The organism is Rossellomorea sp. NS-SX7, from assembly GCF_052828565.1.
Map to the genome: position 1 here is coordinate 453,187 of NZ_CM128249.1, position 13,445 is coordinate 466,631.

The 13,445-nt window shown below is 45.4% G+C and carries 17 protein-coding genes; 9 read left to right on the forward strand and 8 right to left on the reverse strand.

Translation table 11 applies throughout. The annotated features are described in order from the left end of the window. Positions 1-117 precede the first annotated feature (117 nt). The 6 genes from ACUXV2_RS02120 (at position 118) to ACUXV2_RS02145 (ending at position 3,906) form a co-directional block, all read left to right on the forward strand. The gene (locus ACUXV2_RS02120; RefSeq protein ID WP_446245420.1) at positions 118-1,059 is read left to right on the forward strand and encodes a cation diffusion facilitator family transporter; all 942 of its coding nucleotides are present in this window, start codon (positions 118-120) and stop codon (positions 1,057-1,059) included. A 168-nt stretch (positions 1,060-1,227) separates the two neighbouring features. Then, positions 1,228-1,605 (forward strand): YkvA family protein, encoded by a 378-nt coding sequence (locus ACUXV2_RS02125; RefSeq protein WP_446245421.1) that lies wholly within the window; start codon positions 1,228-1,230, stop codon positions 1,603-1,605. Positions 1,606-1,786: 181 nt separating this feature from the next. After that, a complete protein-coding gene (locus ACUXV2_RS02130) occupies positions 1,787-2,212 on the forward strand; it encodes a DMT family transporter (RefSeq protein ID WP_446245422.1) in 426 nt (141 codons plus the stop codon). Positions 2,213-2,229: 17 nt separating this feature from the next. Further along, positions 2,230-2,922 carry a Crp/Fnr family transcriptional regulator gene (locus ACUXV2_RS02135; RefSeq protein WP_446245423.1) on the forward strand — a complete coding sequence of 231 codons (693 nt, stop codon included), beginning with the start codon at positions 2,230-2,232 and terminating at the stop codon, positions 2,920-2,922. A gap of 12 nt (positions 2,923-2,934) precedes the next feature. Next, positions 2,935-3,417 carry a DMT family transporter gene (locus ACUXV2_RS02140; protein WP_446245424.1) on the forward strand — a complete coding sequence of 161 codons (483 nt, stop codon included), beginning with the start codon at positions 2,935-2,937 and terminating at the stop codon, positions 3,415-3,417. Between the two features lie 165 nt (positions 3,418-3,582). Next, the gene (locus ACUXV2_RS02145) at positions 3,583-3,906 is read left to right on the forward strand and encodes a DnaD domain protein (protein ID WP_446245425.1); all 324 of its coding nucleotides are present in this window, start codon (positions 3,583-3,585) and stop codon (positions 3,904-3,906) included. 46 nt (positions 3,907-3,952) lie between these two features. Here ACUXV2_RS02145 and ACUXV2_RS02150 read toward each other — a convergent pair whose 3' ends face one another. From ACUXV2_RS02150 to ACUXV2_RS02160, 3 genes are read right to left on the reverse strand one after another with little or no spacing between them, the layout of a single operon-like run. After that, positions 3,953-5,056 carry a GerAB/ArcD/ProY family transporter gene (locus tag ACUXV2_RS02150; protein ID WP_446245426.1) on the reverse strand — a complete coding sequence of 368 codons (1,104 nt, stop codon included), beginning with the start codon at positions 5,054-5,056 and terminating at the stop codon, positions 3,953-3,955. Positions 5,057-5,079: 23 nt separating this feature from the next. Further along, positions 5,080-6,249: a Ger(x)C family spore germination protein gene (locus ACUXV2_RS02155; protein WP_446245427.1), complete on the reverse strand. Its 1,170-nt coding sequence runs from the start codon at positions 6,247-6,249 to the stop codon at positions 5,080-5,082. Beyond that, a complete protein-coding gene (locus tag ACUXV2_RS02160; protein ID WP_446245428.1) occupies positions 6,246-7,736 on the reverse strand; it encodes a spore germination protein in 1,491 nt (496 codons plus the stop codon). Before ACUXV2_RS02160 ends, ACUXV2_RS02155 begins: the two co-directional genes overlap by 4 nt. Before the next feature lie 336 nt (positions 7,737-8,072). Between ACUXV2_RS02160 and ACUXV2_RS02165 the strand changes: the two genes are divergently transcribed. The 3 genes from ACUXV2_RS02165 to ACUXV2_RS02175 all read left to right on the forward strand — a co-directional run bounded on the left by ACUXV2_RS02165 (position 8,073) and on the right by ACUXV2_RS02175 (position 9,753). Then, positions 8,073-8,552, forward strand: coding sequence for a DUF2975 domain-containing protein (locus tag ACUXV2_RS02165; protein ID WP_446245429.1), 480 nt, complete (start codon positions 8,073-8,075; stop codon positions 8,550-8,552). A 10-nt stretch (positions 8,553-8,562) separates the two neighbouring features. Beyond that, positions 8,563-8,787, forward strand: a complete 225-nt coding sequence (locus tag ACUXV2_RS02170) for a helix-turn-helix domain-containing protein (RefSeq protein ID WP_446245430.1) — start codon at positions 8,563-8,565, stop codon at positions 8,785-8,787. A 144-nt stretch (positions 8,788-8,931) separates the two neighbouring features. After that, the gene (locus tag ACUXV2_RS02175; RefSeq protein WP_446245431.1) at positions 8,932-9,753 is read left to right on the forward strand and encodes a DUF817 domain-containing protein; all 822 of its coding nucleotides are present in this window, start codon (positions 8,932-8,934) and stop codon (positions 9,751-9,753) included. On the opposite strand, the gene ACUXV2_RS02180 is transcribed toward ACUXV2_RS02175, so the two are convergent. From ACUXV2_RS02180 to ACUXV2_RS02200, 5 genes are all read right to left on the reverse strand, one after another. Continuing rightward, complete coding sequence (locus ACUXV2_RS02180; protein ID WP_446245432.1) at positions 9,713-10,474, reverse strand: DUF3891 family protein; 762 nt, start codon at positions 10,472-10,474, stop codon at positions 9,713-9,715. The two genes, ACUXV2_RS02175 and ACUXV2_RS02180, sit on opposite strands and share 41 nt — an antisense overlap. A gap of 640 nt (positions 10,475-11,114) precedes the next feature. Then, a complete protein-coding gene (locus ACUXV2_RS02185; protein ID WP_446245433.1) occupies positions 11,115-11,354 on the reverse strand; it encodes a hypothetical protein in 240 nt (79 codons plus the stop codon). Positions 11,355-11,535: 181 nt separating this feature from the next. Further along, on the reverse strand, positions 11,536-11,883 hold the full coding sequence (locus ACUXV2_RS02190) for an S-Ena type endospore appendage (protein ID WP_446245434.1): 348 nt from the start codon (positions 11,881-11,883) through the stop codon (positions 11,536-11,538). A gap of 352 nt (positions 11,884-12,235) precedes the next feature. After that, positions 12,236-12,733 carry a DUF4367 domain-containing protein gene (locus tag ACUXV2_RS02195; RefSeq protein ID WP_446245435.1) on the reverse strand — a complete coding sequence of 166 codons (498 nt, stop codon included), beginning with the start codon at positions 12,731-12,733 and terminating at the stop codon, positions 12,236-12,238. 3 nt (positions 12,734-12,736) lie between these two features. Continuing rightward, on the reverse strand, positions 12,737-13,402 hold the full coding sequence (locus tag ACUXV2_RS02200; protein WP_446245436.1) for a hypothetical protein: 666 nt from the start codon (positions 13,400-13,402) through the stop codon (positions 12,737-12,739). Positions 13,403-13,445: the final 43 nt, after the last annotated feature.

Genomic DNA, 13,445 nt, shown 5'->3' on the forward strand with positions numbered 1-13,445 from the left:
ACGGAAAGATAGAGTAACTAGTTGACACACTATTTTACTATTTCTATAATATGAATATATGATTACATGTTCATATATGATGTATATAAGATTAAAAAATAAATGGGAGGAACGAACATGGGACACGACCACGGACATAACCATACGCATGGAGCCAATAAAAAGGCATTATGGATCAGCTTCATCATCATTACGGGGTATATGATCGTCGAAGCAGTCGGGGGATTTCTTACGAACAGCCTGGCTTTATTGTCTGATGCAGGTCATATGCTGAGTGACTCGGTGTCATTGGGGATTGGAATATTAGCCTTTACGCTGGGTGAAAAAGTGGCTGACTATAGCAAGACGTATGGATATAAACGATTTGAAATATTGGCTGCTGTCTTTAACGGGGTGACTCTGGTACTCATTTCGCTGTATATTTTTTACGAAGCTTACCACCGTTTCATGGAGCCGCCGGAAGTCGCATCGACCGGTATGCTCGTGATCGCGTCAATCGGTTTGCTAGTGAATATCATGGTCGCATGGATTCTGATGCGCGGTGATACAGAAGAAAACCTGAATATGCGTGCGGCATTCCTTCATGTGCTGGGTGATTTGCTTGGTTCTGTCGGGGCGATTGCGGCAGCGCTCTTGATCCTGTTCTTCGACTGGGGATGGGCCGATCCGGTTGCGAGTGTGATTGTAGCAGTCCTTGTAATAATCAGTGGATGGAGGGTCACGAAGGATGCGGTCCACGTATTAATGGAAGGGACGCCTAAGAATGTGGAGCTTGAGGAAGTGGTTGCTGCCATCGAATGTGTCGAGGGGATCGAAAGCATCCATGACCTCCACGTGTGGAGCATCACCAGCGGGCAGAATGCCCTTTCTTGTCATGCGGTCGTAAACGGGGATATGACGATCCATGAGAGTCAGGCACTGCTGCGGAGGATCGAACACGATCTGGAGCATAAAGGAATTGGGCATGTGACGATTCAGCTGGAAAATCGTGAACATCCCCATGAGGATTCGTTGATGTGTGAAGGTCATCGTGGATCTTCTCCGCATCACCATCATTAGTTTTTCGCTTCATTCAGGTACAATACATGTATCCTGACTTTCTCACTGCCACCGGCGTTCGCTTCTGAAATAGTTGTTTATTTTCGGCAAAGCTTCTACAATAATAACCAATAAGAAAAGTTCAGTTAGTCAGAACATGTCATGTACATGGTGGAGGTGGAAGGAATAATGAATGATACAGAGAAACATGAGAAACATTTTTCGGACGATAAATTTTGGAACAAGCTGAAAAGAGTTGGTGTGAAAGCAGGCCATTCTGTCGTTTACACAGCGCTGCTCCTATATTTTGTCTTGCAGAAGCCTGATGTTCCGAAGAAAGCAAAAATGGTGATCATCGGGGCTCTTGGCTATTTCATTCTGCCGACGGACTTGATCCCTGATTTTGCAGTCGGTGTCGGATTCACGGATGACCTTGGTGCACTGGGTGTCGCGCTATTACAGGTGGCCATGTACATCGATGACGATGTGAAAGCGAAGGCCAAGGCGAAATTGCGAGACTGGTTTGGTGACAATGTGGATACGTCGGAGGTCGACAAGAAAATATAAAAAGTGATGGACGCGAAATGGCGGTCCTGAATGGAAGGCCCGTCCCTCGCTGCGGTAATGCTGTACCGCGCCGAGGGACGGGCTTTTGAATGTTGGCTGGTTTTGGGTATGCTAAGGACATATGTCCTTTCGCGAAAACTCATTCTCCTATTTAATAAGTTTCAGAATAGGAGGATGTAGGATGAAAGGTGCTTTATTTGCGCTGCTGGGAGGACTGTGCATCACCATGCAGGGCATTTTCAATGCAAGGATGAGCGACGCGATCGGAGGGTGGCATACGACGTCCATTGTTCATATCGTGGCGTTTACGATCGCGATGGCGATTTATATGAAAGAAAGAGACGGAAAAGGGAAAAGCTTCAGGCAGGTGCCATTCCTTTATTTGATCGGTGGTTCATTCGGCGTCGTTGTTGTTTTTTCAGAGCTGACAGCGATCCATATGATCGGACCCGCCTCGGCCATTGCCATCCTGCTCGTGGCTCAGATCGGAACGGCATTTGCGATTGAGTCAAAAGGATGGTTCGGGGAAAAGAAGATCCCCGTTACGCTTAGGCAGGGTGTCGGATTGATCATGATGCTTGCCGGAGTGGTCCTTTTCCAATTGTAAAAGAAGGAGTCCATACAGTGAAAGAAAGACAAGCTGAACCAGAAGTGTATATAAGAGGAACCGAACTGGATGAATTATTTCCGGTACATTTCAGAAAACACATCAAAGTCTACCAGTTTGAAAAAGGGGATGTCTTATTCTCGACGGGTGATCAGCTCGACGAACTCTATTTCCTCATGGAAGGGAAAATCAAAATCTTCACGCATACCCCTGAAGGGAAGCTGTTGATCAACCGGTTCAAGCGTCCGCCCGCTTTGATCGGGGATGTGGAATATTCGAGGGGAAGTGCGGTCATCAATTCGGTTGAAGCTGTCACGGACGGGGTGTTCCTTGCAGTGCCTTTTGACGATTTGGCGAGGCTTGAGGGGGAACATCCGGCGATTATCCGTTTCCTCTTCGATACGATGGCCCATAAGTTTTACACAGAGCTGCATGCGACGAGCATGCATATGCTTTACCCGGTCGAAGTTCGGCTGGCGAGTTATCTCTTGTCGATCTCGGAGGTCGGTGAAGGGACCGTGTTTCATGGGGAGATGCGGACGACCAATCTAATGGAGCTGGCAGAATGGATCGGAACGAGCTACCGTCACTTGAACAGGGTTTTAAAGAATATGACAGCAGAAAATATCATCGAACGGGTGAATGGTTCGATTAAAATAAAAGATCTGAAAAAACTCAGCACCCTTGCGAAAGGGAACATCTATGAATAAGGAGGTGGACGTATGGCTGGTGTGATTTTAGCGGTGATCGCAGGCATCTTGATCAGCCTGCAAAATGTATTCAATGCCCGGGTAAGTGAAAAGACAGGTCCATGGGCGACGACAAGCCTCGTACTTGGGCTAGGTCTTGTTTGTTCACTTCCGGTTTTTTATACGGTCGAGCAGCGAAGTCTATTTGAGTTTGGCCAAATCAACCCTATCTTTCTATTCAGCGGGGTATTTGGCGTAGGGATCGTGTTCTTCCTGATGAGGGGGGTCACCTTGATCGGTCCGGCGTATGCGATCTCTATTGCGCTTATATCGCAAATCGTGATTGCGTTCGTCATCAATACAGGAGGCTGGTTCGGTTTTGAAGCTGAAGCCCTATCCTGGCAGAAGCTCGTCGGCATCGCGCTGCTGATTGGCGGCGTGCTTGTTTATAAGCTGGAGAAACGGACGGAAGACAACGTTGAGATACTGGTTGAAGAGGAAAAAATGAGGGCGTGACTTTCTTGAAGAGGTCACATTTGAAAGCCCGTCCCTCGGTGCGGTGAAACTTTACCGTAACGAGGGACGGGCCTTTTAACAATTTTGTAAAGGTGAGCATTTAAGCTTGTATGCACCTCTTTTTACCATTATAATTGGAATATGCATTGGGAAGGAGGTTTTCAAGTGAACTTGAAACAGTTAAGTGAAGAAGAAAAGATTTTCATTCATAGTGCTGATCCTTTCCATATGACGAAATCAATTTTAAGGAAAAACTTACGCGGCTTGGAGATTATCTCGATTGAATCGATCAACGGCCTGAATTTGCTTCCCCCGGAAGTCGTGAACGTTCTGTTGGTGTCATTTTACCGGGAGTTTTCCGATCAGGTATATAATAGGAATGATTTGAAAAAGTTATACAACCATTGGGCTAAAAAGGGGATCAAAACATTCGACGATGCTTTGATCATGTCGGATCGTGATATTCGTGCTGATTTGGGTTATAAATAGAAGACGATACAAAAACGTGCAGGCCAACCTGCACGTTTTTTTCATGTTAAGCGGCGGCTTTGTTCTTCCGTGTCCGAATAAAGACAACGATCCCCAACAGAAGCGGGAGGACGAACTGAATCGGGATATGCAGATAGTAAGGGACGAGCTTCAGGCCCACATGCAAATGCTCGGCGATGTCGCCACTTCGATGGAGGGAGAGCAGGTAGACGGCTGCCATCAACACGATGACATGCCAGCTCTTTTGGTTCAATTTGAACAGCTGGGTCAGGACGGCCTGGGCCGCATAGATGAAAATCGCTACCTTCATGAATCCGCCTCCCAGTAATAGAAGGTAGGTGAAGATCTCCAAGTGTTCCACAATCCCTAAATACGTGACCAGTTCCATTGCTTTTGCAAAAGGGAAGTAGTATGTATTCGCGAAGGGGGCATGCAGGATGCCAATGATGAGTTCCATCGTGACCATAATGATCAATCCGGCGGTGACAATCGGGATCCATACGCATGTGTGGAGCTTATCTTTATTATTGCACAACGGAAGCAGCACAAGGAAAACGACCAGTTCCCCGTAAGGAAAGGTCAAGCCGGTCGGGAAGATCATTTTTTTAATCGGCTCCCAGCCTTGAGAGAACAACGGGAGCAAGTATGTAGCCTGGAATTCTTCCGAAAAGAAGCCGAGCAGCCATAAGCCTCCCGTGATCATCAATAAAAAAACCATTAAGATGAAGGCACTTCTTGCGACTGCTTCAATACCGAGCATGATGCAGTATCCCACCACAATCAAAAACGAAATGGAGGCAATCCATTTGGGGGCGTTTGGATAAAGAAACTGTGTGGTGAAGAAAGCAAAGTCATTCATCACCCGGGCTGCGATGTATAGAAAATAGAAGCTGAACACAATCGCGATGAGTTTGGCAGGAAGGGAACCGAATCCCATTTCCAGGAGGGGGACGAACTCTTTCCACGAACTCCTTTTTACGAGAAGGAGGTAGAAATAGAACAATACAATGCCGAATGAGATTTCTATGACGACTGCCAGGACGCTGTCTTCCCTGGCACCGAAATTCAATCCCACCACGATGGTGCTTCCCGTTAAAAACAGAAGCATCATCGAGCATAGTTCGAGAACGGATATGGAAACTCTGTTCATATCAGTCTTCCTCCTTCCAAAAGTCATTGTTTGGTATGGCCGAATCGGATGAATTGGACATCGACGCTGGTCCTAACGTCAACAGTGGAAAGGAAGTCTTCCTCTTTTTGTTTTTCTTTCCACTCGAACGGATGCTGCCTGAAGAGGGTATCCTTAAGTCCGATGATATCCGTTCCGCCTTCTTGAACTTTCCTGATCAAAGCCTCGATGTCGGACTTGATTTTGGTTTCAACTTGTTTTTCAAACTCCTTTTTGACGGACACCCTCGTCAAGTCACTGCTGCAGGTGCTCTCCTCCAGGTTCCCGTCGATGGAAACCTTCAGTTTGTAAGATACAGGATCCTTCTTTGAAGAAAGCGATGCAGAAGTACGGATCGTGTCGAAGGTGAACTCGTTTTCCCCATCCGGGCAGGTGGTGGAAATGGACACGGTTTGGTCGATTCCTTTTATCAGTGCCAGTGTATTGCTTTCTTCATAGGTTAAATAGGAATGAAACTTCTCGTCTTTAAAGGCCGCGAAGCCCTCCAGGGAGACAATGGCGGCAGGTGAGAAATCTTCGATATTTCCTTTAAGCATCCCTTCCTTCACATCACCATGAATCTCGACATAGGGGATCACCAGGTCTGACGTCTTGTCCGCAAGCAGGCTTTTGATTCTTTCGGAAGAGCTGTTCACCAAATATCCCCAGGAAGCTTTCGAATTGTCAAGCATCGTTTTTGTGTATAGGGAGGAAAGCTTCTGCTGGGGGGTGAACAATGTCAAAAAAACTTCCGGACTTTGTTCTTTGATGAGCAAGGTGTTGATATGTGCCGGTATGTTCGGATCCCTCACAAGGAAGTCCAGGGATTCATTCAGCCCTTCTTCCTTTACGAGTCTCTCACTTACGATGACGACTTGAATGGTATCTAAAATGGCTTCCTTCAGGGTATCCTTCCTGATTTTAAGGAGGGCTTCAGGAATGGTTTTTCCGGTTTGGTTATAAGTGAAGCCCCCTGTCGGATCGACAGCATTTTTTTGATTGGCAGCCGGATTGTAGACTTGCAAAGTGATCGAATACCCTTCATCCACTTTATCGATCCCCAGTCCTGATACCAGTTCCACTTCATTTAGCCGGTTTGAATTAATATACCCGACGATGACCGCTCCCAGCAGAACAAAGAGGAGAATCATGTGTCGGAAACTGGAAAGATTCAAGAGTCCTCCTCCTTTTTCTCGTACTCTTCCATCGGTTCCTCCTTATGGAAGGATGGGATGTTTTTGTTAATGTCAGGGATGGGGTTCCTTACAAATACATCCTTGGCTACATCACGCCACGTAAATGGAGAGATGGGTGCCAGATAAGGGACCGTGAAGGAACGTAAATAACTAAGATGGACGAGAAGCAATAAAGTGAATAAGGCAATCCCATATAATCCGAGAAGAGCTGCGATCAAAATGAGACTGAACTTAAGAATCCTGGTGGCATAACCCATAGAGGCAATCGGGATGATGCTGGATAAAATGAATGCCGTACTGATGACCACCAGCGTAATTGGCTGGACTAGCTGCGCCTCAACGGAAGCCTGGCCGAATACGATTGCACCGAACAGGGAGATGGTGATCACCACCCCTTGAGGCAGCCGGCTTGAGGCTTCGTAAATGGCTTCAGTCATAATATGTACAAGAAGCACTTCGAAGACAGTCGGGAAAGGAACGGCTTGACGCTGTGCCAAGAAACCCACCAATAGGTTCACCGGCAGAAGCCCCTTGTGGAAAGTCGTGAATGCCACATACAAGGCAGGTATGTACAAGGACAACCAAAAAAGGAAGAAGCGCGCCGGCCGCAGCAGTTTCGCCCCCCCTTCACTTTTGATGTAATAGTCATCAGATGCATGGAAGAATTGATTGAATACAGCTGGGGCAATAAGGGAATACGGTGACCCGTCAACCAAGATGCATACACGTCCTTCAAGTACTTCCGCAGCTGCGACATCCGGACGGTCCGTATTCAGGACCAAAGGGAAAATCGTCTTGGACTCCTTTGTCAAGGACTCGGCAATATAGTTTGATCCCAAGACTGAATCAAGTGAGATCTGTTCCAGTTTCCGTTTGATCTCATCGAGTATGTCCTTGTCGACCATATTGTTTAAGTACACCAGGGACACAGACGTGCTGGTCTCTTTTCCATAAGACTCCGTTTCAATGAACAGGGAGGGATTCTTGATGTATTTTCTCATTAAGCCGATATTTCCGATCCTGCTCTCGGTAAAACCGATATCCGGCCCCTCGACTGACCGCTGGCCCTTTGGGTTCGACAGGGACCTCTCCTGCCATTTGGCCGTATCGGCTGAAAGGATGTCACTCATCCCTTCAAACAGGACGATGGTGTGGCCATCAAGCAGATTAGTGATGACCTTTTCCAGTTGGGTTATCTTGACCACGTCCGCAATCTCAAGCACAGAATGGATCAGGTAAGGGATGAAGAGATCTTCATTCTCAGGTACCGGCTTATGAAGCAGCGGCTCAATGATTTGTTCCTGAATGGACTCCGTATCGACAATACCCTCTATGTAGATCAGACAGGCGGTCCGATCTCCCCCAGCCAGCTGAAGCTTCCGGGATTTCACATCCGCGCTGTCTCCCAATGAGGAAAGAATGTCTGAAACCCTGTCCTCAAGGACAGCAGCTCGATTTATGTTCATAATGCTCACCCTTTGGATTAGGCTTTATTGTTCATTACTTGATGTTTTCGCCCGCACAATCGATTGACAGGTGACACTTTAATGTTGAAAATGCGCCCGCCCATTCTGTTTTTTAGACATTAGAAAACAACCTTACTTTCAATATGGTAGTATGCGCTATGTCTGCATGTTTATTCCACGTGGAATCGGGCGGTTTGGTTGAATTAGTTATGGACCGAAAATAAAAAGAATAATAATTCAGCAATAAATATATAATTAAAATCAATAAGTATTTATTGTAAAACAATAAATTTCGTGGTACATTCAAAATGACATTGAATAAGCGAGGTGCTTTTTATGAAACGGGAAACACTCTTTTTGAAAATCGCTGTCTTTCTGATGGGGCTTCCGATTTTGGCATTGTGTATATTCGTACTGCCAGAGGTCGCTGAATTTTTTGCCGAATTGAATCCGGCCCTGGATTATCTGCAATATCCATTCTTAATCGGGTTGTATATAACGGCCGTCGTGTTTTTCGCTGCTCTGTACCAGACGTTCAAGCTATTAAGCTACATTGACAAAAACCAGGCGTTCTCGGACTTATCGGTAAAGTCTTTGAAGAATATCAGGAACTGCGGCATCACGATCGGCGCCTTCTATGTGGTCTTTATGCCGCTCATCTATCTTATGGCAGAGGCGGACGATGCACCGGGGCTGATCGTGATCGGAATGGTCATTATCTTCGGATGCATGGTAATCGCAGTCTTTGCCGCTGTCCTGCAGAAGCTTTTGGAGAATGCCATCGAGATAAAATCTGAAAATGATTTAACGGTCTGAGGTGAATGAAATGGCGATTATAATCAATATTGACGTGATGCTGGCGAAAAGGAAAATGAGTGTGACAGAACTTTCGGAGAGGGTTGGCATCACGATGGCAAACCTCTCTATATTGAAAAACGGAAAGGCAAAAGCGGTCAGGTTTTCGACGCTTGAGGCGATTTGTAAAGCACTGGATTGCCAGCCGGGGGATATTTTGGAGTATCGGGATGATGGAGAGAAGGAAGGTACATGATTCGGGGGTTTGTTCTCCTTGTTGTTGAGGGGAGAAGGTAACTTTTTAAAAAAAGAGTACTAACCAAGGTAAGACTGTACATTCGTGAGGGTGGCCGGCTCGGTCAGCCGGGTTATTTTTAAAAAAAACATGGAGGTAAAAATCATGAGAGTATTCAAACAACTCGTCCGCTTTGGCTGGGAGCAGGCCCTGTCATGTTTGTTTCCTGTCGTCATTTTTGCCTCTTTGGCTTTGACACAGATCATTCCGCTTCCTTTGTTGCCGAGGTATGACTGGCTGCTCATCATCTGCCTGTTGATGCAGTGGGGGATGCTGCGGTCAGGGCTTGAAACACGGGATGAATTGAAGGTCATCACCCTGTTCCACCTGATCGGCCTCGCGCTTGAGCTTTTCAAAGTACATATGGGCTCGTGGTCTTATCCGGAGGAAGGGTATTCGAAAGTATTCGGAGTGCCGTTGTACAGCGGATTCATGTACGCAAGCGTGGCAAGCTATCTATGCCAGGCATGGCGGAGGCTGAAGGTCGAACTGGTGCAGTGGCCGCCGTTTTGGGCCGTGGTGGCCCTGGCAGCTGCGATTTATTTGAATTTCTTCACCCATCATTATTGGGTCGACATACGCTGGTGGCTGTCAGGGCTTGTCATCATCGTCTTTTGGAAATCGTGGGTCACCTATGAGGTCGGCGGAACCCAGTACCGGATGCCGATCGTGCTTTCGTTTGTGCTCATCGGATTTTTCATCTGGATCGCTGAAAATATCGCTACGTTCTTCGGAGCCTGGGAATATCCGAACCAGACCGATGCGTGGAGCCTTGTTCATCTCGGGAAGGTGAGCTCATGGCTCTTGCTTGTGATTGTAAGCTTTTTAATCGTGGCGACGTTGAAGCGGGTCAAGGGGAGAAGCCGGATGCAAGCAGAGCCGGCCGTTACTTTCGTACAAAAACGGTCTGATCTTGGAACTCGGTAGTTTCATAGGCCGCGGCAATACCCAAGTCCTTGATCGAGCTTTTAGGAACATTTTTATAGTGTAACGTCAGGGGGAAATCATGGTTGAATGGAAAACGTTCAATCCTGATTTCCTTTTCATTTAGCCATTTTCCGTCGAGCCGCTGGCGGTGGTCATTGAACAATTCCGTATGCTTGAATCCATCCCTGAACCACGGATGCTCTTCTTGTTTCGTGGCCCCGGGTTCATTCAAACAGATATACAATGACAGGTCATCGGAAAACTGGAGCAGTCGGAAATGCTGCTGCAGCAATTCTTCATCCATGTCGGGCAGGGCCTTTTTCAGTCTGGCTTGCCGCTTCGCTTCCTCGTCCATGAACGCGATGCATTCTCTCTTTTTCGAACGGGTGAAGAATGAGTAGAAATGCAGGCTGCAAAGAAGAGCCGAGTAGGGACTCACCTGCTCGATTTCATCCAGCCCGATTTTGTAGAATGCCATTTTAGGAAGCAGAGGGTAATCTGAAAAGGTGTAGGGGATGTCCGCCTCGTCATTCCAGATCGGGGTGTCATCGAGCCCGATCCAGCTGCGGTCGTGCTGATAGGCTGCGTCGGTCATCTCTTTGAAATAGTGATTCGATTTTAGGATGGCAGTGTTAAAATGCCTGCTGATTTCGCCGGATAAATAGGCGTGGTCGTGCTGTTTGATCATGATGAAGGAGTCATTGGTTTCGCGGATGATCATGGGTTAAGCCCCTTTCTATTGGACTATGTTTGGGTCGGCGTTTGTTGTTTGGTTTTGGTAGTTTAATTATATCAAATGTTGTTGATTGTTTTTGAGTAGAGAGAGGGACGGGTTACCGGTTTGATGATGGGGGCCGGGTTCAGGTCCTGGACTATCGGCTTTGGGCACGGGTCCTGGTCCGAGTGAGGCGGAGAAAATTCGACAAGGGGAACAATTGATTGAAAACCGGTGCAATTACCGGAAAAGTGGAACAATAATTTTAAATGCGGAACAATTTTAGAGAAAGCGGTGCAATAAATCTAAAACCGGTGCAATTATCAGGGGAGAGGCATTGAATGAGGTCCTCAGCGCTCATTCAATGTGTGTCCGGCTGGTAGAATCTTGTTTTTAGAAAGAAAATCAATGGTTTTTTATCAAAGAGAGTCAATTAACCGGTACCTGTGGACATCAAACTGGCTATTAACCTTGCACCCAGGCAATGAACAGGTTAAATGTTTGGGTTAGTGCAAAGATAAGTGGAATGACTGCAGCTATCTTTATCGAATTGCTATCTATTAAGAATCCGATTAATAGCAGTGTTAGTCCGATTATAAAAAGTGCTATAAGAATCCAAAATAACATGATAAGTCCCCTTTTACGTTCATTTCTCCTCTTGTTTCCGGATTCTCACTAGAGAGGCAGCCGACAATATCGATAAAAGGAATGATATCTGCCACCAGGCACGCCCGTGGTGTTCGAATAAAACGAATTGAAGAAAGTCCCCGAATGAATCCCATCCTTTCATACCGATAAGAATGACCCCGAAAGAGAAGTGAAACAGAAAGGTGAGAGTGCTTCCGATCAGGACAAGCCAAAGAGCGGGTTTAATGATTGATTTCAACAGCAATTCCTCCATTTACTCTTTTAGTGTAATTTTACACTATTCGTTTTCTGGTTAGAACCCTTATTTATGGAAAATACTTCATAGTGTGAAATCTCTTCATATAAAAACAGGCCCGTCCCTCGGTACACTAAAGTGTTAACGTACCGAGGGACGGGCCTCAACTAATCTTTGAATCCTACTACAAAAGTATGCGCTTATAAAGATGAATACACCATGTACCACTATCCCCAAGTGCTGCGGTGATGGTAAAAGAAGTGGGGCTGCTTACTGATTGTGCTTGTGAATTACCGGGGGAGACGTCTATTTCAGTTGATGGAGGCTGACTGGTGATCGTACCGGTCACAGGACCAGAACTCGAACTGGAGTTGAAGATCTCAAATGTCCCGTGAATATAGGCATCAGTTGGGGCTAACCATATGGGAATGACGGTTGGGGGATCGCTGATGCCTTTAAAATTGCCGCAAATCTTTTCTTGCAGGATCTGGGCTTGTCTGCGGCAAGGTTTTTTAGATTTTTTCTTACACATGATCCTTATCTCCTTTAACAACGACACATTTATTCAAATCTATAGCAGTATATGTAAATGTCTTGGAGATCGTTTGGACAGATGTACGTTTTAAGAAGCAGAATTTCTCACGAATAAGAGGCGTTTGATACTAACATCATTTCAGCCCGGTTGTTCTAATGGTTGTAACCTGGCACACATCTGCAGATCAATAACACTATTTTTAAGAGAATAATAGAAATAAGGCAGCGTCCCCGGGCTTTCCGGGGGACGTTTTGTAGCATTTTTCATGAAATGCAACAGTTCAGGAGGTAAAAGAAGACGTTCATACGATCCTGAGATGGCAGTGCTTCCAACTAAAAAGTATCACATCTCATTTAGCAACCTTCATTGAACATGCAATGTCAATCATTTCTTTTTTAGTTGCAGTGTTACTATCCATTACAAGTGAAGTTCCGTCCTGCCTCCAGGAAAGTATACCGCCCGGAGCGTTACTGAAGGTTTTAAAAAATCCTTTGTTTCCATTGATCATCACTGTTTCCACATCTTGAAACGTAGGTTCTGTATGAGTATTTGATGCTTTTCTTTGGTCGATTCCAATCAATAGAGCAGTATCATCTTTGTTCATATAGTGTAATCTGATGCGTTTAGGATAAGTTTTAATTTCCAATGAGTACTTATGGGGCAATCGTTCTGGGATGAGAACGGTAAAGTCGACTGTATTTATGAGTTCTTCAATTTTAATACTGTTGTGATTATATCTGGTTTCTTTTGCCTGAACATGGTTAGGGGGATTGTGAATCATGCCCTGCATCGTGTATAAAGTGATCGTTGATACAAAAAATAGTAAATGCAGTCTTCTGATAGACATTTCTTAACCTCCATTTTCTACTGTTCTTGTTGGTTGAAATTCAATTGATTTAGCTTGATACATGTTATCGCGATATTCATAGACAATAACGATTTCACCTATAAAACCTGCAGGTGAAATTTGCCCTGCAATTTTTGCGGTCAGAGTATTGTCCCTTACTTCAAAATCAATGATACTTCCAAAACGTATGTCATCAAATAAGTTACCAGGATCAATTCCTAAAGGTTTTAGATTAACTGTTGAGGTCTTATCATCGATCTTAATCATAGCTTTGGCAGCTGATAACGTAGTCTTTACTTTCTTCAGTACGACCGCAATGGGGTTATCGACAAGAACCTCGCGGAAACGAGGATGAAAAACATAAACATCCTCTAACAAAACACCAGTACCATATCCTTTATTTAAAATGATGACTAATTCTTTCTTTTTATCTTGGTTGATGTCATTGGAAATGATTTGTGGAGCATAAGCAGGGTTGTTGGCAGCACTTGTCCAATGGGGTCTTGAATACATCGTCCCTTTGAAGTCGATTTTGAAATCATAATATAAACCATTCATTTCTTTCGCATAAACGTTGATATTTTCACTTGGTGATTCTGCAACCTTTTTATATTCCTCTTTGGCAATGGCTGTACTACAAGAACTTGCAGCCAGGATTGCAAGAATCAAGATCAAGGATCTTCTCATTAGTGAACACCTCAGTCTTAGTGTC